This window comes from Sorangium sp. So ce128 (assembly GCF_051525245.1).
In the GTDB taxonomy this organism is placed as follows: domain Bacteria; phylum Myxococcota_A; class Polyangia; order Polyangiales; family Polyangiaceae; genus Sorangium; species Sorangium cellulosum_B.
This window is the reverse complement of sequence record NZ_CP150313.1, coordinates 4,178,352-4,204,821: the sequence shown is the minus strand read 5'-3', so window position 1 is coordinate 4,204,821 and position 26,470 is coordinate 4,178,352. Positions and strand designations below refer to the sequence as shown.

Sequence of the window (26,470 nt, the reverse complement as noted above, 5' to 3'; positions counted from 1 at the left end):
GCCCGGCGCCCGCGCCGCGCGCTCGCGCGACATCCCCGAGGATCCCTGGTCTCGGGACAGCTACACTAAAAAACGACGTCATCACCGGAGCGCGGGAGGCGGGAGAAAACAGCATCGGGGCCGGGAGACTAGCGCGCACAACACGGCTCGGGGAGTCGAGTTCGTCAGTTGTCGCCCGCCTCCCTTTAGGGCACGAGTCGCCTTGCGGCAACCGTCGTGGCGTGCTCATCCGTTCTTTGCGCGTCGAGCGAGCCTGGAAAGGTCGCTCCACCGCGCAGCTCGCCGCCAGCCGGGCGGTCCGGGGCGGGTCGACGCCTGCTGCAGGCGCTGCCATGGATCTCACCAAAGGCCCTTGAGCTCGTCCTTGTTTTCCGCCGGCTCAGGCTCGGTGCCGGCGTACGTGAACGCGACCTGGGCGGGCTTGTCGTCCGCGACCGTGACGTCGGCCGTCTTCAGGCCATGGTGGGGGTGCCACGCCTCGAGCTTGTACTTGCCGGCAGGGACCTTCTCGATCGTGAACGAGCCGTCATCGCCGCTCACGGCGAAGAACGGGTGATCCGTCACCACGACAAAGCCGCGCATCCACGGGTGGACGTCGCAGGTGAGCTTGATGATGCCGTCCTTCCACGCCTTCGTGAGCGGCGCGGCGCCCCCCGGCTGCGCCTGGTTGAACAGCGTCTCAGAGCCCTTGTAGGTGTGCACGTTGTGCAGCGTCCGGTCGCTGTTCTTGATATCGACCTGCTGCTCGGAGACCACGCCCTGGATGCGCGGCACATACATGCAGTCCTGCTGGTCGACCACCGCGTGCGCGTCGGGCGCCTTCCAGCTGCCCGGCACGCCTCCGACCGCGATGCGGACGAAGGTGTCCTTGAGCTTGCCATCGTTGACGACAACAGCGTTGTACAGGACATCTTTGTCCTGGCAGACCGGGGCGTCCTTGCGCGCGGTGGGGACCTTCATCTCGACCGGCTTGCCGGTGAACCTGACGACCCCCTTGATGATCCCCTTGCCCGCGGGGGCAGCCGGGGCGGCCTCCTGCGCCGTGGCCTTCGGCGCTTCAGACCCCTGCGGGGCCGCGGCGGGCTTCTCGACCGAGGCCACCGGGGGCGCCGCCGTGGTGGCGGTCGCGGCCGTGCCGCCGCTGGGCCTCGAGGGCTCCTCGGGGCACCCTGCGAGCGCCAGCGCGGTGAGCGCGAGAGCAGAGAGCGAGGCGAGATCGCGACGATGCATGAGGACTCTCCCGCGCCCGCGGCGCGCCACGCGAGCCTGGTTCGCGCCCCTCCGAGCCTGACCTGGCCTCTTTAAGGAGGGACCGTCTGGACCGGGCGGCGGCTCCCCCCGCGTCCTTCTGGCGAGCAGCGGGTGGCATGCCGCGCGCTGTTCTTCCGCACAGCGAGGGCGTGCTTAACGAGTGTCGTCGCTCGCGTCAACCTGACGCGCCGCCGGTGATGTCCGGTTTCCCGGCGCCCGGGAGCGAGCTCGAGGTGCGCTCGCGCTCGTTCGCGAGCATGGCCGCCCAGAAGCCGCGCTCGTCGCGGGCCACGAGCGCGATGCAGAGGGCGGCGATCACCAGCGACAGCGCGCCGAGCGGCACCTCCGGGGCGCTGCCCGCGACGAGCAGCAACGCGAGCGCGCCGCCCAGCGCCGGCAGCCGCGGCGGGGCGACGATCGCGAGCGCGACGACCACCACCGAGAGGGCGGCGACGAAGAGCTGCATCGAGAGCGGCACGACCGGAGCGGGGCGGGTGAGCAGCCGGTCGAGCGCGCGGCGGAAGAGCGCCTCGACGATGGATGCGTCGTCGGCGGCGCCCGCGAGCGCCGCCCGCGTGGCGAACAGCGCCGACGCGAGCGCCACCAGCGAGAGCGGGCTCACGAGGCGCGGCCGCGGCGGCTCGGCGTCACGCGGCCGCGCCTCGCGGCCCGCGCCGAGCGCGACCGTCGCCGCGAGGACGGCCAGCGCATCGAGCGCGAACGCGGCGGTCGCGACAGAGCTCGTCGCGCCGGCGAGCGCCTTCGAGCCGCGGTCGTTCGCCCAGACGGCCAGGAGGACGCCGGCGAGCCGCACGAGCGCGGAGGCGCCGACGAGCCCGAGCGCGGCCGCGACCGGCCGCACGAACGGGACGCGGAGCGCCTCCCACGCGCTGCCGAGCGCGAGGATCGCGGCGCTCACGCCGATGAGCGCGGCGGACAGATCGGGCACGCGCTGCACGGTCGCGTGCAGCACGACCAGGATGACGAAGCTGCCCGCGACGATCGCGCCGATCCGCAGCGCGTACGGGACGCGGCTCCGCACGACCGCGCTGATCAGCGCCATCGCGACCACGATGGCGCCGATCGCGAAGAGCTGCGAGGCGCCGGCGCCGGCGAGCTCGATCGTGTGGACAGCGCGCTCGATGCCCACCGCCAGGCCGACCATCGCCGGCGCGACCATGCGGCCGAGGATCATCGCGAGCAGGGCGAGGACGGCGAGCGGCCGGATGAGCGCGAGCACAGGCAGGCCGGCGAGCGGAGGCCGCCCGGCGGCGGAGGACCGGCGCTCTGCGGGCGGAGGCTCGCCGCCCTCCTCGCGACGGGGCGAGGCAGCGGTGTCCGGCGCGGCGGAGGGAGGAGGGCCTTTGGGTGGGAGATCGATGGTGAGGAGCATGAAGAACAGCGCCCGTCGCTCAGCCCTTGTCCCAGGCGCGGGGGGCTTCGAGATCCGTGAAGACCGCGGCGGTCGCCGAGGCGTCGATCAGGTCCTGCATCCGCTGGCCGCCGGCCTCCTCGACGATGCGATCGTCGTACTCGTCCGCGAGCACGGACAGATCCCGGAGGGCGACCAGGATCTCGTCGGCGTCGAGCGTCTCGCCGCCGAGGAGCGTGTGGACGATGACCACACACGAGCCCTGCGCGACGTAACCGAAGGCGCCGAAGCGGATGCGCGCGTTCAGGCGGAGCAGCTTCATCGCGAGGTCCGGCGTCATCTCGACGCCGCGGGCGAGCTGCGCGACGAGCCGCACGAGCGCGCGATCGGGCGCCCAGGGAAGGACATGAAGGTAGACGTACGCGGTCCCCTGGCGGACGACGTAGAACTGCGGCTCGACTCGGGTGAACGCCGGGGAATCCGCGAGCGCCGCCTCGATGCGCGCGTTGGTCACTCGAACGGCCTCGTCGGAATCCTTCGGCATGACGCGGAGGATACATCGCCGCGGTCCCGGTGCAGAGCCGGGACCTAACGCCTGAGCGGAAGCAGCGGACCTGGCGGCGCAGGCGCCCCCTCGTCGCCCGGGACGGGGCGCGGCCCCTTGCGCACAGGCGCCGGCTCGATCGGGGCGGCGCCGGAGGGCGCCTTCAGCAGGAACGGGCGGGCGTTGCGGGTCGAGCACGCGTCGTACGGATCCCGGTGGAACTCCCAGTGAAGGTACACGTTGCCGTCCGGCGAGACGATCGCGTCCGGCGCCTTGCCGAACGGCGACGCGCGGTGCACCGAGTTCAGCGCGACGATGTCGAAGGCCGTCATCCCGCTCGGCCTCGTGACCCCGAGACGCACGACGCTGCCGCTGTCCTTGTTCAGGACGATCTCCACGTGCGTGACCCGGTTCTGGTTGAACGCGTGCCCGGAGGGCAAGCTCTCGAGCGACGCCAGGAACTCCTCCGCGAAGATCGGGTGGAGCCGGTTGTGGATCATGTTGATGTACGTCGCGAACGGCACCCGCGCGGCGTTGAGCGAGGTCTGGTTGCCGGGCTTGACCGAGGGATCGTAGTTCTCGATCGCGGCACGCCATTTCTTCCACTTGTCCGTCGTCTCCCACGAGCCCCGGTGCGCGCTCCTGCGGGAGGCGCCGTCCGAGGCCCGCTCCGCCCTGAGCTTCTCGTTGCCGACGGCCGCCTGCACGCCGGCCATGTCCAGGTTGAGGTTGGCCCCGCCGGGGAGCCCCGGCGCGCCGAGGCCGATCGAGCCGACACGGACCGGGCTCTGGTAGGGCTGCGGCGTCGCCTTCTTGCCGGCCACGCGGCTCTTGCCGTCGCCGCCCGGGTTCGCCGGATTGAGGGTATAGCCGCCGCGCGCGCCGTCGATCACCTCGGGCGACGCCGGACCGGAGCCGCCCGCGGCCCCCTTCTCCGGCGGCGGAAGCGCGGGAGAGGCCTGCGCGACGCGAGCGCCGCCGCTCGCGCCCGGCACGCTCGGGGGGGACGCCGCCCGGGAGGCCTGCGCTGCCTGCGCCGGCGACGCCGGGCTGTGGTGCTCCGCGCTCTCGCTCTCGGGGTTCCCCTCGCCGGGCGCGTGCTGCTCGTTGCCGGCGCGCTCCTCGCTGTGGCCGCTGTGATCGTGGTCGCTGTCGCCGACCCTGTCCGTCGGCGCCTTCGGCCCCGACGGCGTCCCGGGCGTCGGCTCGGGATCGTCCTGATCCTTCGAGCGGATCTGCGCCATGGTCTCCTCGTCGACCTTGTTGGCGTCGTCCGCGATCCGGTTCGCCTCGGGGTTGTCCTGCTGGTCCTTCTGGACGTGCTGGCGGACGGCGATCCGTTGATCCGCCGGCGGCAGCGGCGGCGGCGGCGCCGGCTGGACCGGTACGATCTTGGCCACCTCTTCCTTGGGCGGCTCAGGCTTTGGCGGCGCGGGCGGAGGCGTTTTCGCCTGGCGCGGTGGCTCAGCCTTCGGCGGCTTCCGCGGCGGGATCGTCGCCGCCTTGGTCGGCTCGGGCTTCGGCTGCTGCGGATCGGGCGTCGCGTCCTTGTCCGGCTCGCTGTCCGACGGTAACTCGGGCGGCGCGAGCGGGGCGGGGGGCGGCGTGAGCGCCGCGCCGTCGGTCAGGATCTCGAACGTCGTGTCACCCGGCCGGAGGCCATCCCTCACCGCGTGGACCATCTGGCGGAGCTGGGCGCGATCCTCGATGACCTGCGCCACCTCGACGGCGCCGCCGCCGCCCGCCATGTGCGCCACGATCGCCGCGCAGATCCACAGGGCGAGCGGGATGTGGGCGTCACGCGACACGGCGCTCAACGCCTCCGCGCTGCAGAGGCCGCACCGCGCGACATGGCGCAGGCGTAACAGCAGCGAAAGACGGTCACCGGTGGCACCTCCAGACTCCGCGTGAACGACCTGCTCGAACAGTGCGCCGATGCGCCAAACGTACCCCGGAAGCGGTTCGAACCTAGCATCCAGGGATCAGCGCAGCAACGGTCGGCTCGCGTGCAGCCGCATCGTCCGCGCCGCGCCGCGCCGCGCGTGCGGCGCGGTCCGCGGGAAGCAGCCCAGGGCGGGCGCGCCGGCGCCCCGGCCGCGCCCGCCCTCGGCGAGGCGCCCTGCGCCGTCGCGCCGGCGCCACGATCAGAGCTTGATGATCGCGTCCCAGTGATCCGCGATCTCCTGCGCCGTCCAGACGCCGCCCTCGTCCTTGAACTTCCCGGGGCTCTGGACGACCTTGTAAATGTACATCTGCGCACCGGCGACGGCGAGGACGTTGCCGGTCTTGTCGGCGCACAGGTCGGACGCGAGGAACAGCGCCGCAGGCGCCACGTGCGCCGGCGTCAGCGTGTCACCCGCCGATTGGAACATGGGCAGATCCTCCGTCAACCGGGTCTTGGCGATGGGCGCGATCGCGTTGACGGTGATCCGTTGCTTCTGCAGCTCGATCGCGGCGGTGCGTGTGATGCCGTAGATGCCGGCCTTGGCAGCCGCGTAGTTGGCCTGCCCGAAGTTGCCGAGCATCCCAGAGACGCTCGTTGTGTTGACGATCCGCCCTCCCCCGCCCTGCGCGACCATCTGCTTCGCAGCGGCCTGCGTGCAAAGGAACGTCCCCTTCAGGTGAACGGCGATGACGGCGTCCCACATGCCCTCATCCATCTTGAGGAGCGTCTTGTCGCGGACGATTCCCGCGTTGTTCACCAGGATGTCGACCCGGCCGAACGCATCGACAGCGGTCTTCACGATCTTCGCCGCGCCCTCGGGGGTCGCCACGCTGTCGAAGCTCGGCGCGGCCTGCCCGCCCGCGGCCTTGATCTCCTCCGCGACCTGCGCCGCCATCGCGTCGCTCGAGCCCGATCCGTCGCGCGTCCCGCCGAGGTCGTTGACGACGACCTTCGCGCCCTCCCGGGCGAACAGCAGCGCTTCCTCGCGGCCGATCCCGCCGCCGGCTCCCGTGATGATCGCGACCTTTCCGTCGAGCAAGCCCATCGCAGATTCCTCCTGATCCGCGCGCCGGCGCGGTGCGCCGTGCCGTTTTCGCGCGGAGCTTCGCACGGCGGGCCTCGGCCCGGGCACACATTCGTGCGCGCAGGCGCGCGCAACGCAATCGAGCGAGGGCCGAGCGAGCGCCGAGCGACGGTGCGCGCGAGCGGGCCCGTCCGGCCAGGGCGACGGCCGCTCGCCCGAGCGCCCGCGCCGCTTCTTTGGCCGATCGAGCGCGGCAGTGATAACGCCGCCTTCGATGCAACTGCCCAGCCGCCTTTCCACGTCGACCCTGGGAGACCTGCTCGGCGCGCTGCACCGCGAGAAGACCACCGGGCTCCTGGAGCTCTGCGAGCTCCGGACGCCGAGCGGCTCGACGGTGCCGGGCCGCCAGCACCGGATCCAGCTCTTCTCCGGCCTCGTCACGGCCGTCGAGACGCCGCTCCGGGTGCCCCGCCTCGGCGAGATCCTCGCGAAGGAGGGCTCCGCGCCCGAGCCGTCGATCCAGCGGCTCGCCGCGCTCGTCGCCGCGCACCGGGGGCGCCGGACCGGCGAGGTGCTCGTGGCGGCGGGGCTCATCCCGGCGACCGCGGTCGACCGCGCGCTCCGGATCCAGCTCCGCGCGCGCCTCGAGGCGCTCTTCAGCATCGAGGAGGCGACCATCTGCTTCCACACGGCGAGGCCCCTCGCCGGGTCGCTGCGGCAGACCGGCCCGCTCCCGCCGAGCGATTTCCTCCACGGCCGCCCGCGCGCGCGGGATCGGCAGCGGCGCGCCGGCTCGTCGGCGCGCGCCGCACACAGCGGGCCGGCGGGCGCGCCGCCGCGCGCCGCTCGGGCGGACGAGCCGCGCCGCCGGGCGCTCGACGTGATGGGCCTGCGCGAGGGCGCGACCGAGGCCGAGATCCGCCGCGCATTCCGCCGCCTGGCCGCGTCCCTGCATCCCGACCGCGCCGCGCACGCCGGCGACAGCGCCCAGCGCACCGCGCGGTTCGCCGAGCTCTCGGCCGCCTACCACCTGCTCGTCGCCTGACCGCCTACACCCGGCCCACGAGGCGCTCGATCAGGAACGACGCCACGGTGATCGGCTTGGTGCCCGGGCCGAAGCCAGCGTCGAAGCCGAGCTCGACGGCCAGGTTGTGATCGATGCGCGGGCCGCCGAGCAGCAGGATCACCTTGTCCCGGAAGCCCTGGCGCGTCGCCAGGTCGACGAGCGCCGCCGCGTTCTCCTTGTGGCAGTTCCGCTGGGTGATCACCTGCGAGACCAGGATCGCGTCCGCGCCGAGCGCCTTGGCCTTCTCGCAGAGCTCGGCGTTCTCGACCTGCGCGCCGAGGTTGTGGGCGTCGAAGCACTTGAAGCTCTCGAGCCCCTTCTCGCCGGCAAACCCCTTGTAGTTCAGGATCGCGTCGATGCCCACCGTGTGCGCGTCGCTGCCGGTGCACGCCCCGACGACCACGATCTTCCGGCCGAGCTTCTTGGCCTGCGCCTCGATGTCGTCCCGCGTGAGCGGCTGGGCGGCGAGCTCCTGGACCTCGATGTCCGAGAGGTCGACCCCGTGCTGGGAGTGCCCGTAAACGACGAAATACGTGTGCTCCCGGCTGGCCTGCTCCATCGCCGTGACCAGCGGCTCGCGCAGGCCGTGCGACTCGGCAAAGCGCTTCGCCGCCTCGCGCGCGCGGTCGCCCGGCAGGACGCGGAGCGTGAACGACATCTGGACCATCCCGTCCCCCTCTCGGTCGCCATACGCACGCAGGATGTTTCGCAGTGTCATGCTCACCTCTGTCTACAGCCAGGGGGCCGAAAGAGCCCATCCATCGTTGACAGTATCGCCATGCGGCGCCGCGCGGCCAGCGCGATCGAGGGGGCGAGAGCGCGCTTCTTCCATACTTCCATACTTCCACGCTTCCACGCTTCAGCCATGCTTCGGCGCACAGAAGATGCCAAGTCAGGAAGAATGTCTTCCGGCGCGCTGACGCTCCGGCCCTCTCGGAGGTTGTCCTGGGAATCCCGTCCTTCGCGGCGCGCCCGAAGCCCGAAGGCCCTCGACCGGGACGGCGCAGCAGGCCGGGGCTACGACCGCTCCAGGACCTCGAGGATCGGGTTCAGGTACTCCGGGTGGCGCGCGACGACCCCCGAGTACCCCTTCCCCCCGGTGCGCGTGCGCTTGACGTCGCCGAACGCGCCGCGCCCGATGGCGTCCCAGACGGTCTCCTGCTCGACCTCCCGCAGCAGCTCGTGCGCCTTGTCGAGGACCTCGCGGGCGCGCCGCTCGACGATGCCGCCCGGCTTCCACTGGATCTCGTCGCCGAGGTGCCGCGCCGCGGTGAAGATGTAGCGGGCGCTCTTCAGCGAGAGATACCGGTCCATGAGGAGCGGTGTGTGGACCGCCTCGCTGAACATCCCGAGCAGCTCGATCGACTGGCCGGTCGTGATCCCGACCAGGTTGAACATCGCGTCGTGGACGTGGCTGTGGAAGATGTCTCCTGTCTTGAACTTGGTGGGCGGCATCCACTTGATCGGGTGCCGGTCGAAGATCTGCCGGACGAGCTGGGCCTGGGCGAGCTCGAAGAGGAGGCTGTCCTCGAGCCAGGGGTCGATCTCGAAGGCGTGGCCGAGGCCCATCTGCTCCTCGCGGAGGCCCGCGCGCCGCGCGAACGCCTCGTTGATGAACTGCGACGCGAGCACCGTATGGGCCTTCTCGACCGCGTCGGCGGTCGTGAGGTAGTTGTCCTCTCCCGTGTTGATGACGATGCCGCTCCTCGCGATGATCCTGCGGGAGAAATACTGATCGATGAACGTCCGCTGCATGTTGATGTCGCGGAACAGGATCCCGTACATCGCGTCGTTGAGCAGCATGTCGAGCCGCTCCACCGCCGCCATCCAGGCGATCTCGCTCATGCAGAGGCCGGACGAGTAGTTCGTCTGCGCGAGGTAGGTGCCGGTGTCGCGGGTCGCCTCGTCGGTGGCGCGGCGGATGATCCTGAAGTTCTCCTGGGTCGCGTACGTGCCGCCGTATCCCTCGGTGGTCGGCCCCTCCGGGACGTAGTCGAGGAGCGACTGGGCGGTCGCGCGGATCACGGCGACGATGTCGGCGCCAGCGAACCCGGCGGCCTTGGCCTGCACGGCGTCGTCGTAGATGTTGCCCGTCGCGACGATGACGTACTTGAGCGGCGCCACGCCGACCCGGTGCGCCGCCTTGTTGGCCTCGCGCTCGTCGCGGGCCCCGTCGATCCGGGCGATCGCCTCCCGCGTCGCGGCCTCGAGCGCGCCGCGCGCCTCGGCCGCGGAGGGCCCCGCGCCGAGGTCGGCCGCCTCGCTGAACGCCAGCATCTCCGCGGCCTCCTGCACGGAGCCGGCGCCCTCGTGGAGCGCCCGGCCGAGGTGGTACGCGACGCCGCGGCCGGCTTGCCCCGCCCTGTGGATGCGATCGACGAGCGCGTTCACGAGCGGCGTCCCCTCGGCGTCGGCGCCGACCACGCCGTAGGCGCGGGCGACGGTGCGCTCGACGCCGACCGTTGTGTGGCGGTCGATGAAGCGCTGCACCTCGTCGGCGATGTCGGCGGCAAACGCGCGGCACGCCTCCACCTTTTCCTGCTCCACGGGGACAGTCGTCATGGATTTCTCCGGGGCAAGCGCTCTTAGCGCACTCTCGCCGCGGCCGGTACTCCGGCGCAGGAACCATGGCGGAGCATGGAACAGCCGGCCTCGCGGGACTCAGCGGCGGCCGATGACGGCGCGGCGCGGCGCGGCGCGCGATGACGGCGCTCGGCGGCGACGCCGGCGGCGGGCGGCCCCACGCGTGCGCGGCGCGGCGGGCAGCGCTAGACGACGGGGGTCATGGGCAAGCTCATCCTGCTCTTCACGGCGCTCCCGATCCTGGAGCTCTGGCTCCTCCTGTCGATCGGCGACGTCATCGGCTTCTGGCCTACCGTGGCGATCGCGCTCGGGACGGCGGTCCTCGGCGCAGCGCTCGCGAAGCGCGAGGGGCTCAAGGTGCTCGCCTCGTGGCGCGGCGCGATGTCCGCGGGGCGCGTCCCGGACGAGGGGCTCACGGGAGGGCTCCTCGTGCTCCTCGGGGCGGCCCTGCTCGTCACGCCGGGGGTGCTGACCGACGTGGCAGGGCTCCTGCTCCTGCTCCCGCCGGTGCGCCGCCGCATCGCGGCGGTGGTGCGGGAGCGGTTCGAGCGGCGGGTGGCCGCGGCGAGCGCCACCGGCATCGGTGTTGGCGGCCCCGGCGACGGCGCGTTCTTCAGCATGAGGGTCATCGACCTGGGCGGCGGACCGTTCGGCGAGCGCGCCGAGGGGCGCGCTCGCGCGTCCCGCGGGCAACCGGCGTCATGGCAGGTCATCGACGTCGATGCGGAGGTGACCGAGGGCGCCGACGACGATGAGGCCGGCGGGCCAGCGCGGACGACGCGACGGCTGCCCGGCTGACACCTCGATGTCATCGATGCCCCGGCGAACGCATGCGCGCTCGCGCTGCCCGGAGCACCAGCGACTCTCACCCACGACCCCCGAACACCGGCGTCAGGAGCTCGACGAGACACGCGAGCGACGACGCAGGACAACGATTCACGTCCGAGCTGCACGACTGAAACGACAAAGAAACAGAGCGCATTGTAGGCTCATCAACGTCGTCGGCGCAGCCCGACATCCCAGGAGAAACGACATGAAGATCTGAACCTGTCCAACATGACGCAACAACGCACAACGACACCAACGCAGCAACCTCTATGAAAGATCCAACTCGAACCTCGATCCCATCGACCAGGCCGCGCCGCCCCGGCAGCAGCGCGAAGAACGATCCTGGCACGACGTCCAGCCCTGAACAGCGCCGACACGCTCGCCTGAACGCCCGGCGGGCGGTGCTCCAGCGGCCCCGCCGCACGCGCTCGCGGAGGGTGCCCAGATGAGGCTCATCAAGTCGATGGCCGGCTGGCTCCTCGGGTACGTCGATCCACGGGAGCCGCTCGGCAGCTCGCTCATCAACGCTCTTTCCCGGCTCCCCATCCACCTCGCCGCGGACGCCGTATGCCTCCGGAGGAACGCGGACTCTGGCGCCCTCGAGGTGCTCCTGACACAGCGCGGAGCGTCGGCGGCAGGCCCTGGAGAGTGGTGCTGCCCTGGCAGCGTCCTCTCGCCGGGCGAGCAGCCCGAGCACGTCTTCCACCGGGTCGGGATGACGATCTCCGACTTCACGTTCGTCGGCGACTACTTCTCGGCCGCCGCGCGCGGCTGGATGCTCTCCCGGGTCCATCAGGCGAAGCTCGCCGAGGTCCCGGCGACGGGCACCTGGTGGCCAGTCGAGCAGCTGCCGAACAACCTGGTACCCAAGCACCGGGAGCTGGTCATCCCGATGGCGGTCAAGGCCTTCCACGCCCAGCGCGCGAAGCGCTCGCAGAAGGTCGCCAGCGCGCCGCTCACGTGAGGACCCGCGCGGTGGCCCAGCGCCGCCGCGGCGCAGTCGACGGGCGCCCCGCTCAAGGCACATCTCGCACGCTCGCTTTGAGAGGCGCCCGCGGGATCACAGGAGATGTGCGATCGTCCCCCCTTCAGGGTACGGCCATCTCCAGAGCCAGCAGCTCGATGGAGCGCTGCGGTCGTCCGTCTATGCTGCTCCGGGCGAGCGCGGCGCGTGACTGGCGCCTGACTTTTCAAGGACAGAGCATGTAGCGCCCGGACACACCAGGAAAGGAAGCGTGGGGGGGCCGCGCCGTCGGTCCGCGCGCGCCCTGCACGGCCGGCCGCTATGGTTCGCGCGCCGCTTGCGTTACGCTGCGTGGTACGGCTGTGGATCCCCGCGGCGGCGCTCTCCGCGGGTGATTCCGCACGGACATGGAAGACATGACGGTCGACAAGACAGCTCTCATCGTGGGAGGAACGGGCCTCGTCGGCGGCCACTGCCTGCGCCTCCTCGTGCAACAGCCAGCGTACACGAAGGTCGTCGCCCTGCTCCGCCGCCCGGCCCCGATCGAGGATGCGCGGCTCTCGCAGCGCATCGTCGACTTCGACCGGCTCGAAGGCGCGGACTTCGCCGGCGTGAGCGACGTGTTCTGTGCGCTCGGGACGACGATCGCCAAGGCCGGCTCCGAAGAGGCCTTCTACGAGATCGATTATCGCTACCCCATCACCGTCGCCAGGCTGGCCGAGAAGGCCGGGGTGAAGCAGTTCGTCCTGGTCTCCTCCGTGGGCGCCGACCCGCGCTCGACCAGCTTCTACTTGCGCGTGAAGGGCGAGCTCGAGCAGGAGCTCTCGGCGGCGAGCTTCGCGGCGGTCCACGTCCTCAGGCCGAGCCTGCTCCTCGGCGAGCGGGGCGAGGTCAGGAAGGGCGAGGCCATCGGCGTCGCGGCGGCGCAGACGCTCCGGTTCACGATGAAGGGCGGCCTGCGCAGGTACCGGCCCATCGACGCGAGGACCGTCGCCGGCGCGATGGTCGCCGCCGCGCTCGACGGGCGCGGCGGTCGCCACGTCTATCACTTCGACGACATGGAAGCGCTCGCCAAGGGCATCGGCGTCGTCCAGGCCTGATCACCGCCATGGCGCCGCCACCCACCGGGCGACGCAAGCGCGCGAAAATGCTAGGGCTCTCGGCAGGCACGGCGCTCGCTCGACGACGCCGCCATGGTCCTCGCTGAACGCCCCTCGCCGATCGTGACCGAGCGCCTCGCCCCCTCCCCGCTGCGCCCGCCGGAGAGCCCGCCGCCGTCGCTCGACGCCGTGCTCGCGGAGCGGTTCGGCATCGCCGCGTTCCGGCCGTGGCAGCGCGAGGCGATCGAGGCCCTGCTCGGGGGCGCGGGGCGCGTCCTCGTGGTCGCCCCGACCGGCGGCGGCAAGTCGCTCTGTTACCAGCTCCCGGCCGTCGCCCTGCCCGGCACGGCGCTCGTCCTGAGCCCGCTCATCTCCCTGATGGAAGATCAGGTCCGCGCCCTCGAGGCGCGCGGCATCCCGGCGACGTTCATCGCGTCCAGCCTCGCGCGCGAGGAGAACGGCCGCCGCCTCGCCGCCCTCCGCCGCGGCGAGTACAAGCTCGTCTACGCCGCGCCCGAGCGCCTCGCCCTCGACGGGTTCCTCGAGGCGCTCGCCGCGAGCCGCCTCTCGCTCGTCGCCGTCGACGAGGCGCACTGCATCGTCCAGTGGGGGCACGACTTCCGGCCCGACTACCTGCGCATCGGCGCCGCGCTCGCGCGGCTCCGGCCGCCCCGGGTCCTCGCCTGCACCGCGACGGCGACCCCCGACGCGCGCGATGAGATCATCCGCCGGCTCGGCTGGCCGCTGCCCGCGCCCGACGGCGCGGGCGACGGCGGCGGCGATGCGGTGAGCGGGCGCGGCCCCGAGGAGCCGCCGCCCAAGGTGATCCTGCGCGGCTTCGCCCGGCCCAACCTCCACCTGCAGGTCTCCGCGGTCGACGGCCCGCGCGAGGCCGGGCGCCGCACGGCGCGCGCGCTGCTGGAGGCCCTCGGCGATCCCGGCCGGCCCCGCGGGGCGGGCATCGTCTACGCGGCCACCCGCAAGGGAGCCGAGCGCCTCGCCGAGGCGCTCCGCGACGCCGGCTGGAACGCGGAAGCGTACCACGCCGGGCTCGCCCCCGAGTCCCGCGCCCGCCTCTCGGCGGGCTTCGCCGATCGCAGCCTCTCCGTGGTCGTGGCCACGAACGCCTTCGGCATGGGGATCGATCGCCCCGACGTCCGCCTCGTCGTGCACGCCCAGCCGCCGTCGTCGATCGAGGCGTACTACCAGGAGGTCGGCCGCGCCGGGCGGGACGGCGCCCCGGCCCGCGGCCTCCTCTTGTTCGCGCCCGCGGACATCGCGCTGCGCCGCCGGCTCTGCCAGCTCGGCGAGGGGGGCGTCGAGGCGAGCGCCGACGACGCCGCGCGCGCCTGGGGGCTGTTCCGCGAGCTGCTCCGCTACGTCGACGCCGCGACGTGCCGGCACGACTTCATCCTCCGCTACTTCGGCGACGAGGCAGAGTCGCTCGGCGGCTGCGGCCACTGCGACGTCTGCCTGGAGGTCGACGCCCTCGAGGCGAGCGACCCGGCCGCGCTCGCCCGCGACAACGACCTCGTGCGCCGCGCGCTCGCCGGCGTCGCGCGGGTGAAGGGCGGCGCCGGGATGCAGGCGGTCGCGTCGATGCTGATCGGCGAGTCGAACGAGCGCGTCCGACGCATGGGGCTCGACCGGCTCTCGACGTTCGGCGTCCTCGAGAGGAAGAGCCACGACGAGGCGATGTCGATCCTTCGCGCGCTGCTCGCCAACGCGTGGATCGATCTCACGACCGGCGAGTTCCCCGTCCCCCTCATCACGCCGGCGGGCTGGCGCGTGATGCGCGGAGACGTGCCCGCGCGGGTGCGGCTCCCGGTCCCCGCCGCGCGCCGGCGGCCGCGCCGCGCGGCGCCGGGCCCGTCCGCCGCGCGCTCGCCGGCGGCCGCGCCCTCCCCGCGGGCGCGCACGCAGCCGGCCCCGCAGGCGCTCTCGTCCGCCGCGACCCACGACGACGCGGCGCGCCCTGCGCCGGGCGCCCCCCTCCCCGCCTCGCGCGCGCAAGCGGAGCCCGGCGTCGAGCTAGAGGAGCGCGACGTGCCGCTGTTCGAGGCGCTCCGGGCCCACAGGGCCGCGCTCGCGAAGGAGAAGTCGCTGCCCGCCTACGTCATCGCGCACGACCGGACGCTCCGGGAGATCGCGCGGATCCGGCCCGCGTCGCTCGACGATCTCGCGCTCGCGCGCGGCATGGGGCAGGCGAAGATCTCGAGCTACGGGGACGGCATCCTCCGCGTCGTCCGGGAGTTCTCGGGCCCCTGATCGGCCCGGGACCTCAGGCGAGACCCGTGACGCGGAGCTCCGCGATGAGCTGGCCATCCAAACTGACGAAGGTCGTCAGGCGCCCCTCGACGTTGATGAACACGTCGAGCATCAGGCCCGCGCCGAGATCCAGGACATGGAGGTCACCCTTGAGGACAACCGTCGGGGCCTCGCCTCCCCTCGGCGGCCGTCTGGGTTCCCTTTCCATGGCCTTCTTCGAGTTCATGCCCGCCTCCGCCCACCGGCCCATCCGCGCCCAGGACCGCCGCCGCACGCCGCGCGGTCGACCCGGATGCGACCACACGCGCGAGGCAGCCCGCCCGCCGGCCACCAGGTCAAGCGCGTTCCATGCCGTGCTCGCACGGCTGGAGTGATCCTTCCCTTCACGCAGCCCCCTTTCTCGCCCGCTCCTCACCCGGCCGGCGATGCCTTCATTTCATGGGATCGGCTTCACAGGAAGGTGCGAAGTTCAGCGAGGATCGGACTTTTGTTCCCGGCTTCCCATCCTCCCGATCGAGGCGGGCAACCCCGGTCGAGCTGGGCAGCCACGATCCCTCACCTCTCCCTCGCCCAGGACGAGAGCGACGCTGCTGCGCCCACCGAGACCCGGCCCGAGGCGAGCACCGGCCCCAGCGCTGGCTGCTCCACGAGCAGCGCCTCGACCCGCAGCAGCGCCGGCAGGTAGACGACCTCCCGCGCGAGGCCGCCGCCCCGGTGGACACGCGCCGCGATGCGCAGGGCGTCCCCCGTGGAGCGCGCGCCGCGCGCCTCGAGCAGCCGCGCGGTCTCGACGAAGCCCGCGCCGCGCTCGACGCTCCGCGCGGCGAGGTGGCGCAGCCCGAGCTCGATCCGGCGGGCGCCGACCAGGTACCCCGCGGCGCGCTCTCGCGCGAGCGCCCAGCCCTCCTGATCGTCGCCCCCGTTCGCGGTCCCGATCGCGAAGATCCCGAGCGGGAGCGCCGCGGCGCGCACGCTGGGCGCCGCGTGCCCCTCGATCTCGTGGAGCACCGTGCGCTCGACGTCGTCGCGCGTGAGCATGCGCCCCCGCGCGACCTGGATCACCCCGTCGCCCGTCGCGGCGAGCGGCGCGATGTCGGCGATCACGACCCGGAGGGGCAGGCGCCACTCCCCGATCTCGCGGCGCATCCGCGACACGAGCGACCGGGGCGAGCGCGCGTCATCGCTCCGCACCCGCTCCTCGTCGCTCGACGCGGCGCCCGCCTCCTGCTCGACCCAGGCCGCGGCGAGCGCGTCCGCCTGCTCGTCGAACGTGTCACGCGCGGCGTAGCGGCGGCGCGCGGCCGCCCAGCACCCGGCCCCGCCCGCGGCCTCGCAGATGGCGGCCTCCGCGGCGAGCTCGCTCGCGCGGCCGGCGTAGACCGCGCCGAGCTCGCCCTGCCCGACGAGGCGCTCGACCGCCGCCTCCATCGCCTTCCGGAGATCGCTGTGGTCCTGCGCGGGCGCGTAGGCGAACCGCGGGAGCTCCCCGCCGCTCCGAGCCCAGGAGGCGGCGAGCCGCGCGAGCTCCTCGACGAGGTTCACCGGCGTGCTCGACCCGACGACGCGGATCCGCCGCGCCGCGGCGCCGAGGAGCCGATCCGCGTCCGGCACCCACGCCGGAGGCGCCGGCCGCTCGGCCGATCTAGCTCGAGGACGCCGCGCCACGGCCCGCCGCTCCTTCCAAGTACGCCCCCGCCCCGTGTGCCCCTGCTCCGTGAGAGCGCCGCGCGCCCGGCGCCACCCGCCTCAGAGCAGGTTCGCCGCGAGCTCCGCGAGCTCGCTGCGCTCGCCCTTGGCGAGCACCACGTGACCCGCGATGCGCTCGCGCCTGAACCGCTCCGCCACCACGAGCAGGCCGTTCGACGCGTGGTCCACGTACGGGTTGTCGATCTGCTGAGGGTCGCCGGTCAGCACGATCTTGGTCCCCTCGCCGCACCGCGTGATGATCGTCTTCACCTCGTGCGGGGTGAGGTTCTGGGCCTCGTCCACGATGAGGTACTGGTGCGGCAGGCTGCGCCCCCGGATGTAGGTCAGCGGCTCGACCTGGATCTGCCCGCTCTCCAGGAGCTCCACGAAGCCGCGCGCGTCGCGCCCCGGCCTCGTGCCGCCGTTCGAGAACAGGAACTCGAGGTTGTCGAAGATCGGCTGCATCCACGGGTTCAGCTTCTCGTCCACGTCGCCCGGAAGGAAGCCCAGATCGCGCCCGAGCGGCATGATCGGCCGGCTCACGAGCAGGCGGCTGTAGGCGTTGTCCTCGGTCGTCCGCTTGAGCGCCGCCGCGAGCGCGAGGAGCGTCTTGCCCGTCCCGGCCTTGCCGATCAGCGTGATCAGCCGGACCGAATCGTCGAGCAGGAGGTCCAGCGCGAACGCCTGCTCCTTGTTGCGCGGCCGGACCCCCATCACCCCCTCCCGCCCGACGCGGAGCGCGACGATCTGCCCGCGCGCCGCGTCGAACCGGCCGAGCGCCGTGTGGCTCGGCGCCCCCGCGTCGCGGAGCAGCACCGCAGAATTCGGCAATAAATCCGCGAGGTTGGCGCCGGCGAGAAAGCCGTTCTGGAAGAACGCGTCGACCTCGGCGCCGGGCACCTCGAGCTCCACCACCGACTGCTCGATCGCCGGGTCGTGCACCCGCTGGTTCTCGTACGTCTCCGCCGGGATCCCGAGCGCGTCGGCGCGGATCCGGAGGTTCGTGTCCATCGTCACGAAGATGGTCGGCCGATCCTTGTACCGATCGCGGATGTCGATCGCCGTCTGAAGGATAGCGTTGTCCTGCGATCCGGACTCCAGCCCCACGAGCAGCTCCGGCCGCCGCTCCGGGATCGCGATCCGCAGCGTTCCGCCGCTCTCGAGCAGCACCCCGGTCGCGAGCGTCCCGGCGCCGCGGACCTCGTCGAGCAGCCGGGCGATCGTCCTCGCGTTGCGCCCGCGCTCGGAGCCCTCCCGCTTGAACTGATCGATCTCCTCGATCGCGTAGATCGGGATGATGACGTCGTTGTCCTCGAACCTGAAGATCGCGTGCGGATCGTGGAGGAGGACGTTCGCGTCGAGAACGTAATTCTTCTTCATGGGGGAGCGGGACGACGTAGCCGCCTGAAGCGACGGGCGCAAGAGAGCTGTTGTGCCGCCCGCGCCTGGCTGTCGTCACGCGCGCGGTCACGCGTTGACCCATGCATCGGCGCGGGCCTCGCCCGGACATCTGGAGAATACCGACCTTCGACTCGGCCGGATCTGGAACATACAGTCGTCGCGTCGTCCCCGTCGATTCCCAGCCGGCCCGTCGTCGTCAGAGATCGATCCGGTAGTCCTTGATCTTGTAGAGCAGCGCCCGGTGGCTGATCTCCAGCACCTCGGCCGCCTTGGTCCGGTTGCCCTTCGTCTTCTGGAGCGCGCGCCGGATGAGGATCTCCTCGATGACGCGGGACGTCTTCTTGATCGACAGCTCGCCGCTCGTCAGCTGCATCTGGATCGGATCGCGCGCCTCGCGGATCCGCTCGGGCAGGTCGGCCTCTCCGATGCGCTCGCCCTCGCAGAGCACCATGGCGCGCTCGACGGTGTTCTCCAGCTCCCGCACGTTGCCCGGCCAGCGGTACTCCAGGAGCAGCCGCCTCGCCTCGGGCTCGAAGCCGCGGATGTTGATGCCGAACCGCGCGTTGTTCCTCGCGAGGAAGTGATCCATGAGGATCGGGATGTCCTCCCGCCGCTCGCGGAGCGGAGGGATCGCGATCGGGAGCACGTTGATCCGGTAGAAGAGGTCCTCGCGGAACCGGCCGGCCTGCGTCTCGGCCATCAGGTCGCGGTGGGTCGCCGCGAGGATGCGGACGTCGACCTTGACGTCCTTGCTGTCCCCCAGCCGGCGGAGCGTCTCCTCCTGGAGCACCCGGAGCAGCTTCACCTGCAGCGGGAGCGGCAGCTCGCCGATCTCGTCGAGCAGCAGCGTGCCGTGGTTCGCCTGCTCGAACAGCCCCGCCCTGTCGTTCACCGCGTCGGTGAACGCGCCCCGCTTGTACCCGAAGAGCTCGCTCTCCAGCAGGTTCTCCGGGATGGCGCCGCAGTTGACCGCGACGAACGGACCGCCGCGGCGGCTCGACCGCCGGTGGATCGCCCGGGCCACGAGCTCCTTGCCGACGCCGCTCTCGCCCGTGATGAGCGCCGTGGTCTTGTAGTCGGCGACCTTCGCGATCGTCTTGAAGATCACCTGCATCGGCGGGCTCTTCGCGAGGATCTCCTCGAAGAGGTTCTCCCGCCGGATCTCCTGGCGCAGGACGCGGTTCTCGCGGCGGAGCGCCTCCCGCTCCTCGGCCTTGCGGAGCGTGAGCAGCACCTCCTCGGCCTTGAACGGCTTCTGGAGATAATCGTAGGCGCCCGCCTTCATCGCCTCGATCGCCAGGTCGACGTTGCCGTAGGCGCTCATCACGATGACCGTGGCCTCGTTGCCCTTGGCCTTCAGCGTCGCCAGCAGATCGAGCCCGCCCATCCTGGGCATCCGCACGTCGGTCAGGATGACGTCGGGCCCGAACGTCTCGACCATCGCGAGCGCCTCCTCGCCACTCGAGACCGCCTCGACTTCGTAGCCATCCCGCTTGAGGAAGGTGCGCACCACGAGGCGCAGGTTTTCTTCGTCGTCAACGACTAGGACACGGCGCATACACCCTGAAAACTTTTCCTACACCGGCGCGCACCACTCCGCAACGAGTTGCGTCTTTGCCCCTGCCGCAGCCTGTCATCCGCGGTGTTTGGGAGTCGGGTGCAGCGCGCGCGGGCCCCCGGCGGGCGAGCTCTGCGAACGTCGCCGCGCACCACGCGAACACCCCTGCGCGACGCGGAACGCGCGTGCGCGGCGACGGCGCTTCGCGGCGCTCGCGGCACGCCAGGACGACGCGGTGGTGGCAGTTGACGCGGCCCGCGCAGGCTGCTCTTTAGCGGCGACACGCGCAGGGAACCAGCTGGGGCCCGAGAGGCCTCGATCCTGCACGCCGGAGCGGCTTTCGCGGACGGGACCGCGCCCCCTTAATTCGATCGCGTGAGGAGCCAGGGCATGAGGATGAAGGATCGTCTGGTCGACCAAGCAAAGAAGCTCACCTCGTCGGGCGTGGTCGTCCGTGTCGTCAGCAACGATCGCGTGATGCGGCTCGCCACGGGGGTCATGGACGCGAAGAACCGCCTGCGCGCCGCCCGGGAGCGGGCCGCGGAGGCCTGGGACATCCTGCTCAACGGGCACGCGCTCCCGAACATCGATCCCGCGCTCGACGACGAGGCCGGCGTCCACGTGGCGACGCCGTCCCGCGCGGCGGCCCGCCAGCCCGCCGCGCCCGGCGCGGGGGGCGCGGGGCTGTCCGTCGTGGAGGACACGGCGAGCAGCGACGCGCTGCGCGAGCGTACCGCCGAGCGCGCCGCCGCCCGCACACACGTGAACGGCGTGGGCTCGAACGGCGCCGGCACCTACGTGGCCGCGGCGGCCGAGCAGCAGCTCGCGACCCAGATGGCGGCGCGGACGTCGCTGTCGCGGATCGGCGGGCGCGACGTGTTCGAGAAGGCGTACAAGTTCATGACCGCGGACAACGCCCGCGCCATGGGCGTCTACCCCTTCTTCCGCCCGCTCGACTTCAACAACGGCCCCGAGGCGCAGCTCGAGGGCCGGACCGTGATCATGCTCGGCTCGAACAACTACCTCGGGCTGACGACCCACCCGAAGGTGCGGGAAGCCGCGCGGAACGCCATCGACAAGTACGGCACCAGCATGACCGGCTCGCGGCTCGTGAACGGGTCGATGCGCCTCCACAACGAGCTCGAGCAGAAGCTCGCCGCCTTCCACGGCAAGGAGGCGGGGCTCGTGTTCACGACGGGCTATCAGGTGAACATCGCGACCATCTCGGCGCTCCTCAGCAACAAGCGGAGCGTCGCGATGATCGACAAGGACGATCACGCATCCATCTACGACGGCGTGCGGCTCGCGCAGGCGGCCGGCGCCCGGATGGTGCGCTACAAGCACAGCGATCCCGCCGCGCTCGACAGCGCGCTCTCCGAGCTCGCCGACACCGAGGGCGCCCTCGTGATCACCGACGGCGTCTTCAGCGCCCAGGGCGAGATCGCGAGTCTGCCCGGGATCGTCGAGGTGGTGAAGAAGCACAAGGCGCGGCTCCTCGTCGATGACGCGCACGCGCTCGGCGTCATCGGCCCCGGGGGCCGCGGCACCGCCGCGCACTTCGGCCTCGAGAAGGAGGTCGACCTCATCGGCGGCACCTTCTCGAAGTCGCTCGCCTCGATCGGCGGCTGGCTCGTCGGTGAGCGAAAGGTGCTCGATTACATTCAGCATTTTGCCTACAGCTTCCTCTTCGCGGCGAGCGCCGCGCCGCCCTGCGTGGCCGCCGCCATGGCCTCGCTCGAGGTCATGCAGGAGGAGCCCTGGCGCCAGGAGAAGCTCCGCGAGAACTTCACGTACATGCGCACGGAGCTGCAGCGGCTCGGCTTCGAGCTCGGCAAGACCGAGACGGCCGTCATCCCCATCTACATCCGCGACGATCTCAAGACCGTGATGATGTGGAAGTCGCTCCTCGACGACTACTCGCTCTACGTGAATCCGTTCATCACGCCCGGCGTCCCGCCCAAGCAGCAGGTCCTCCGCACGAGCTACATGGCGACCCACGAGCGCAAGCACCTCGATCACGCGCTCGAGGCGTTCGAGAAGGTCGGCAAGAAGTTCGGCGTCATCTGAGCCGGTGAGCCGGTGAGCCGGGAGGAGCGCCCTCCGGGCCCGCTCCCCGCGCTCGACGTGATCGACGCGCGCCCGCCACGTTCGGCATTTTCGCCGCGCGGCGGGCGTGGTCAGCTGAGCGGTCATGGATCTTCGACCGTTCGCGCAAGGCGTCGCCGGTGCGCTGGGACCTGCGCTCCGCTCTTTCTTCCTGACCGCCGCGGCCATGTCGTTCCTGGCCCTCGTGCTCGCCGCCTCGTCGTATGCCATCGCGGCCGACGGCTCGGCGCTGCGCGGGGCGCTGGCGGCCGTCGCGGCGCTCGCGCTCTCCGCCGTGATCGGCTTCACGCTGTCGTGGAAGCGGGCGCTCGGCACCGGCATCCTGCAGATCGTGCGGGCGAAGCGCCTCGGCGGGATGCTCGTGAGCTCCGTGTTCGAGCGGCTGCTCGGCGTCTCCGAGCAGGCCGAGGCCGGCGCCCGCGGCGGGCGGATGGCGCAGGCGGTGGAGCGCGTCCCGCTCAACGAGGCGGTGAAGCGCCTGCGCCTCGCCGTGATCCACAGGGTGCAGGCCGCGCCGACAGGGGGCGGCGTGCGGGGGTTCCTGCGGCGCAGGATCGAGGCGCAGCTGCTCGGGACCATCGAGACGCTGACGCTGGCGCGCTTCCGCAACGAGGCCAACCAGGGAGGCGGCATCGACCTGCTGAAGGTGCGGGACGAGCTCGCCCAGGGCGTCGACGGCCTCGTCACGGACCAGATCGAGGGGACGCTGCTGAAGATGACGCTGCTCCTCGTCGGGGCCGCCGCGCTGGCGTCGCTCGGGGCGGCCGCGGGCATCCAGCACATCCCCCTGTGATCCTCCTCTCAAACCACGCGCAGGCCCTCTCCCCCTGCGCGCCCGCGGCCCTCGGCGAACGGCACCCTCGCCCGGTCGAGGCCGCCGACGGCTCAAGCCGCTCCCCTGCCCGATCGACGCCTGTGGCCAGCGAGGTGCGCCGGCGCGGGCAGGCCACGCCGCCGCGCGCGCCGCTCGGGGGCTTCCCGTGCACATCGGCTTTGCCTAACCGCTCTCCATTACGTTAGTGTCGACCGACTGCCGCTACGTTTCATGTTGCTCTCACGTTTCATGTTGCTCTCACGTTTCATGTTGCTCTCACGTTTCATGTTGCTTTCACCTCATGCTGCGCAGAGGAGGCAATTCGATGATGGAGAACGATATGCGGAGATGTTGCTCGGCGCTCGCTTGCGTCGTGGGGTTGCTCGCGTCGCCGGCCGCCTGGGCTCAGGATCCCGCGCCGCCCTCGGCTGATCCGGGCGCAGCGGCCGCGGCCGGGGCGACGGCCGCGCCGACGCCCGCGGCGGAGCCCGCCGCGCCGGCGCCGCAGGCGAGCCAGATCCCGAGCTGGTTCCGCTTCGACGCAGACAGCCTCGGTCTCCAGCTCTGGGCCGGCGCCACGCACCAGGTCGGCCCCATCAGCCTCTCGAGCGACATCTACCTCACGACGCAGGGAACCGCGGAGTTCGACATCGGCCCCGCCTTCACGATGGGCCCTGTCATCATCAACCCGATGGTGGGTTTCTCGTTCAACTTCATGACGATGCAGCCGGCGGCGCTGGTCGCCCCGCAGCTGTTCACCTTCGTCGACTCAAAGCCCGTTTACTTCGAGTCGTGGATCCTGGGGTCGTTCTCCAGCATGTTCAACGAGAGCGTCCAGAACTACGTCTACACGCGGGACTTCCTGCTCTACTACCCCATCGACGACTTCGGCATCGGCCCGCACCTCGAGGCCACGGTCGACCTCAACGAGGTCACGCTCGAGGACGACCCGTTGACCGCCGGTGCGGACGTCGACGAGAGCGGCCTCGCCAGCCTGCAGGTCGGCGGCGTGATCGGGCTGAACTACGGCACGGGAAACAAGCTGCTCCTGTACGTCGGCTACGAGACGCAGAAGGAGAGCCAGATCGAGGAGAAGTACAAGCTCGCCGGCCGGTTCACGTTCATCCACAACTTCTGACGACGCGCGCCGCGCGGCGGCGGGTCGAGCTTCCCACCGGCCTCGGGCGCTGGTACCGCAGCGCCATGGCCAGACCGATCTCGTTCTTCACGACCGCGCTGTGCACGTTGCTGGGGCTCGGATGTCAGGCCCGGGATAGCGTCCCGCCGGCCGCGCCGGCCCCGAGCGCGTCCGCGTGCCAGCCCGCCGACTGCGGCCCCCTCGCGATGATCGCCCGCGTCTGCGACGACGGCTCCACCGGCAGCCCGCAGTGCACGCGCGCCGAGGGCGGGGCGTGCCGGTGGGAGCACGTCTGTCCCGCCGCGAAGCCGGCCTCCGAGGCGGCGGCCCCTGGGCCGAGCGAGCCCGCCCCGCCGGACGCTCAGCAGCCGGCTCCGCCGCCGCCGGCCACGGCGCTCGCGGACACGAACGCCGCGTTCGCGCAGCGCCTCTACGGCAAGCTCGCCGCCACGAAAGACAAGCTCTTCTTCTCGCCGGCGAGCATCTCGACCGCGCTGGCCATGACCTACGCCGGCGCCCGCGGCGAGACGGCGGCTCAGATGGCGAAGACGCTCGAGTTCACCCTCCCGCCCGAGGCGCTCCACCCCGCGTTCGCCGGGCTCCTCAAGGAGCTGGCGCTGGCGACCGGGCCCAAGGGGCCCGAGCTCCGGATCGCCAACCGGCTGTGGGGCCAGGCCGGGCTGCCGATCGAGCCCGCGTTCCAGAGCACCACCCAGCAGCACTACGGGGCCGGGATCGAGCTCGTCGACTTCAAGGGCGGGAGCGAGCCGGCGCGGGGGCGCATCAATCAATGGGTCGAACAACAGACGAACGGAAAGATCAAGGACCTGATGCCCGCCGGCAGCATCACCGGTCTCACACGGCTCGTCCTCACGAACGCCGTCTACTTCAAGGGGAAGTGGGCGACGCCGTTCGACAAGCAGGCCACCAAGAACGAGCCGTTCACGGTCAAGCCCGGGACGGCGCCGGCCGTGCCGATGATGCGCAAGACGCTCCTGGCGGGCTTTGGAAAGGCCGCTGACGCGTCGGTGCTGGAGCTCGCGTACGAGGCGCAGAGCCCCGAGCGCCGGCTGGCCATGGTCGTCGTCCTGCCCGAGCAGGTGGACGGGCTGGCGAAGGTGGAGCAGCGCCTGGCGGCGGGGGAGCTCAAGTCGTACGTGGAGGCGCTCCATCCGGCGCGGGTCGACGTGGCGCTCCCGCGCTTCAAGATGACCGCCGAGCTCGAGCTGTCGGCGACCCTGAGCGCGCTGGGCATGCCGCTCGCGTTCGACGACAAGAAGGCCGATTTTACCGGTATCACGAGGGCGGAGCCGCTCTTCATCTCCCAGGTCCGCCACAAGGCGTTCGTGGAGGTCAACGAGGAAGGGACCGAGGCCGCCGCGGCCACGGGGGTCGTCATGACGACACGGTCGGCCCCGGCGCTGCCCCAGGTGTTCCGCGCGGATCACCCGTTCGTGTTCCTGATCCGCGACGTCGCGACAGGCGCCGTGCTGTTCATGGGCCGCGTGACCGACCCGCGATGACGTTCCTCCCGGCGGAGGGGGGCCGAAAGTCCGCGCGGAGCGCCAGAACCGCCGTACGATGAGCCGTTTTGCCGAGCCTTCACGGGCTCCGCCACCCCCATCTCGAGGAGCGAGCGATGAAGAACGAAGACGCCGCGAAGGTGCTGCATGCCGTCCGTGACCTGGCCCCCGCGATCGCCTCACGGAGCGCGGAGATCGAGGAGGCGCGGCGCCTCCCCGCGGATCTCCTCGGCCAGCTCAAGGCGGCGGGTTGCTTCCGGATGTTCGTGCCGAGGAGCCACGGCGGCCACGAGGTCGATCTGCGCACGGGGATGGACGTCCTCGAGACGCTCGCCCGGGCGGACGGGGCCACCGGCTGGACCGTGATGATCGGCTCGGAGAGCCCGAACCTCTTCGCGCTCCTGCCGCGCGAGCGCTTCGACGCCATCTACGCCGGCGGGCCGGACGTGATCATCGGCGGCGGCTTCAACGCGCAGGGGGAAGCCCACGCGACGGACGGCGGCTACCGGGTCACCGGGCGCTGGAGCTTCGCGAGCGGCTGCGAGCACGCCAGCTGGCTGTTCGGGAACTGCGTGATCATGGACGGCGGCCGCCCGCGGATGGGCCCGGCGGGCGAGGCGGGCGAGGCGCCGGAGATGCGGGGCATGCTGTTCCCGGCGAGCGAGGCGCGCATCATCGACACCTGGTCCGTGCTCGGCCTGCGTGGCACGGGCAGCCACGACATCGCGCTGGAAGGGGCCTTCTGCCCCGAGGCGAACACGTTCGATATCTTCCGGGGCCAGCCGTTGGTGGCCGGGCCGGGCTTCGTCGCGCCGGTCCTGCACTTCGTGCTCCACATGGGGGCCGTGGCCGTGGGGATCGCCCAGGGGGCGCTCGACGACGTCGTGACGCTCGCGAGCTCGGGCAAAAAACGGCTGTATGCGCGCGCCCTGCTGGCGGACTCTCCGCTGTTCCAGGTGAACCTCGGTCGCGCCGAGACGAGCGTCCGCGCGGCGCGCGCCCTGCTGCGCGACACGGGGGACGAGCTCTGGGACGCGTGCGTGAACAACCCTGGCGCCGCCCTCGCGATGGCGCCGCGGATCTCGGGCGCCCTCGCCTGGGTGACGGAGGTGACCGCCCGGGCCGTGGACGCCTGCTATCAGGCGGGTGGAGGCGGAGTCGCCCGGAACGCCTCGCCCGTGCAACGGCGGTTCCGGGACATTCACACCTTCTCGCAGCACGCCGCCGCTGCAGAGGGCTGGTTCGGCCAGGTCGGCGCCGCGCTCCTGGGGCAACCGACCGGCTTCTGGACCTGAACCT

The 26,470-nt window shown here is 71.8% G+C and carries 21 protein-coding genes; 10 read left to right on the top strand and 11 right to left on the bottom strand.

Going from position 1 to position 26,470, the window contains the following annotated elements:
- Positions 1-339: 339 nt before the first annotated feature.
- The 5 genes from WME82_RS16210 to WME82_RS16190 form a co-directional block, all read right to left on the bottom strand.
- On the bottom strand, positions 340-1,230 hold the full coding sequence (locus WME82_RS16210; protein ID WP_438043568.1) for a carboxypeptidase regulatory-like domain-containing protein: 891 nt from the start codon (positions 1,228-1,230) through the stop codon (positions 340-342).
- A 196-nt stretch (positions 1,231-1,426) separates the two neighbouring features.
- Positions 1,427-2,644 carry a hypothetical protein gene (locus WME82_RS16205; protein ID WP_437746379.1) on the bottom strand — a complete coding sequence of 406 codons (1,218 nt, stop codon included), beginning with the start codon at positions 2,642-2,644 and terminating at the stop codon, positions 1,427-1,429.
- Between the two features lie 19 nt (positions 2,645-2,663).
- A complete protein-coding gene (locus WME82_RS16200; protein WP_012235526.1) occupies positions 2,664-3,167 on the bottom strand; it encodes a T3SS (YopN, CesT) and YbjN peptide-binding chaperone 1 in 504 nt (167 codons plus the stop codon).
- Positions 3,168-3,211: 44 nt separating this feature from the next.
- A complete protein-coding gene (locus WME82_RS16195; protein ID WP_438043567.1) occupies positions 3,212-4,975 on the bottom strand; it encodes a hypothetical protein in 1,764 nt (587 codons plus the stop codon).
- Positions 4,976-5,311: 336 nt separating this feature from the next.
- Entirely contained in the window at positions 5,312-6,157 is an 846-nt protein-coding gene (locus WME82_RS16190; protein ID WP_437746377.1) for an SDR family NAD(P)-dependent oxidoreductase, read from the bottom strand.
- Positions 6,158-6,410: 253 nt separating this feature from the next.
- On the opposite strand from WME82_RS16190, the gene WME82_RS16185 reads away from it, so the two are divergent.
- Positions 6,411-7,181 (top strand): J domain-containing protein, encoded by a 771-nt coding sequence (locus tag WME82_RS16185; RefSeq protein ID WP_438043566.1) that lies wholly within the window; start codon positions 6,411-6,413, stop codon positions 7,179-7,181.
- 4 nt (positions 7,182-7,185) lie between these two features.
- Here WME82_RS16185 and WME82_RS16180 read toward each other — a convergent pair whose 3' ends face one another.
- Together WME82_RS16180 and WME82_RS16175 are read right to left on the bottom strand one after the other, a co-directional pair.
- The gene (locus WME82_RS16180) at positions 7,186-7,920 is read right to left on the bottom strand and encodes an OAM dimerization domain-containing protein (protein WP_437916295.1); all 735 of its coding nucleotides are present in this window, start codon (positions 7,918-7,920) and stop codon (positions 7,186-7,188) included.
- A 299-nt stretch (positions 7,921-8,219) separates the two neighbouring features.
- Positions 8,220-9,764: a lysine 5,6-aminomutase subunit alpha gene (locus tag WME82_RS16175; RefSeq protein ID WP_438043565.1), complete on the bottom strand. Its 1,545-nt coding sequence runs from the start codon at positions 9,762-9,764 to the stop codon at positions 8,220-8,222.
- Between the two features lie 222 nt (positions 9,765-9,986).
- Between WME82_RS16175 and WME82_RS16170 the strand changes: the two genes are divergently transcribed.
- The 4 genes from WME82_RS16170 (at position 9,987) to WME82_RS16155 (ending at position 14,945) form a co-directional block, all read left to right on the top strand.
- Positions 9,987-10,583 (top strand): FxsA family protein, encoded by a 597-nt coding sequence (locus tag WME82_RS16170; protein ID WP_438043564.1) that lies wholly within the window; start codon positions 9,987-9,989, stop codon positions 10,581-10,583.
- A 475-nt stretch (positions 10,584-11,058) separates the two neighbouring features.
- Positions 11,059-11,577: an NUDIX hydrolase gene (locus tag WME82_RS16165; protein ID WP_437746372.1), complete on the top strand. Its 519-nt coding sequence runs from the start codon at positions 11,059-11,061 to the stop codon at positions 11,575-11,577.
- 407 nt (positions 11,578-11,984) lie between these two features.
- Positions 11,985-12,677 carry an oxidoreductase gene (locus tag WME82_RS16160; RefSeq protein WP_438043563.1) on the top strand — a complete coding sequence of 231 codons (693 nt, stop codon included), beginning with the start codon at positions 11,985-11,987 and terminating at the stop codon, positions 12,675-12,677.
- 93 nt (positions 12,678-12,770) lie between these two features.
- Complete coding sequence (locus tag WME82_RS16155; protein WP_438043562.1) at positions 12,771-14,945, top strand: RecQ family ATP-dependent DNA helicase; 2,175 nt, start codon at positions 12,771-12,773, stop codon at positions 14,943-14,945.
- Between the two features lie 13 nt (positions 14,946-14,958).
- Here WME82_RS16155 and WME82_RS16150 read toward each other — a convergent pair whose 3' ends face one another.
- The 4 genes from WME82_RS16150 to WME82_RS16135 form a co-directional block, all read right to left on the bottom strand.
- Complete coding sequence (locus tag WME82_RS16150) at positions 14,959-15,171, bottom strand: hypothetical protein (RefSeq protein ID WP_437746370.1); 213 nt, start codon at positions 15,169-15,171, stop codon at positions 14,959-14,961.
- 329 nt (positions 15,172-15,500) lie between these two features.
- Entirely contained in the window at positions 15,501-16,610 is a 1,110-nt protein-coding gene (locus WME82_RS16145; protein WP_438043561.1) for a tyrosine/phenylalanine carboxypeptidase domain-containing protein, read from the bottom strand.
- Positions 16,611-16,691: 81 nt separating this feature from the next.
- Entirely contained in the window at positions 16,692-18,011 is a 1,320-nt protein-coding gene (locus WME82_RS16140; protein ID WP_438043560.1) for a PhoH family protein, read from the bottom strand.
- A gap of 217 nt (positions 18,012-18,228) precedes the next feature.
- Positions 18,229-19,590: a sigma-54-dependent transcriptional regulator gene (locus WME82_RS16135; RefSeq protein WP_438043559.1), complete on the bottom strand. Its 1,362-nt coding sequence runs from the start codon at positions 19,588-19,590 to the stop codon at positions 18,229-18,231.
- 390 nt (positions 19,591-19,980) lie between these two features.
- Between WME82_RS16135 and WME82_RS16130 the strand changes: the two genes are divergently transcribed.
- From WME82_RS16130 to WME82_RS16110, 5 genes are all read left to right on the top strand, one after another.
- The gene (locus WME82_RS16130; RefSeq protein ID WP_437746366.1) at positions 19,981-21,657 is read left to right on the top strand and encodes an aminotransferase class I/II-fold pyridoxal phosphate-dependent enzyme; all 1,677 of its coding nucleotides are present in this window, start codon (positions 19,981-19,983) and stop codon (positions 21,655-21,657) included.
- A gap of 124 nt (positions 21,658-21,781) precedes the next feature.
- Entirely contained in the window at positions 21,782-22,489 is a 708-nt protein-coding gene (locus WME82_RS16125) for a hypothetical protein (RefSeq protein WP_438043558.1), read from the top strand.
- Between the two features lie 346 nt (positions 22,490-22,835).
- Positions 22,836-23,648, top strand: a complete 813-nt coding sequence (locus WME82_RS16120; protein WP_437746363.1) for a hypothetical protein — start codon at positions 22,836-22,838, stop codon at positions 23,646-23,648.
- 65 nt (positions 23,649-23,713) lie between these two features.
- Positions 23,714-25,171: a serpin family protein gene (locus WME82_RS16115; protein ID WP_438043557.1), complete on the top strand. Its 1,458-nt coding sequence runs from the start codon at positions 23,714-23,716 to the stop codon at positions 25,169-25,171.
- 116 nt (positions 25,172-25,287) lie between these two features.
- A complete protein-coding gene (locus tag WME82_RS16110) occupies positions 25,288-26,466 on the top strand; it encodes an acyl-CoA dehydrogenase family protein (RefSeq protein ID WP_438043556.1) in 1,179 nt (392 codons plus the stop codon).
- The last annotated feature ends 4 nt before the right edge of the window (positions 26,467-26,470 follow it).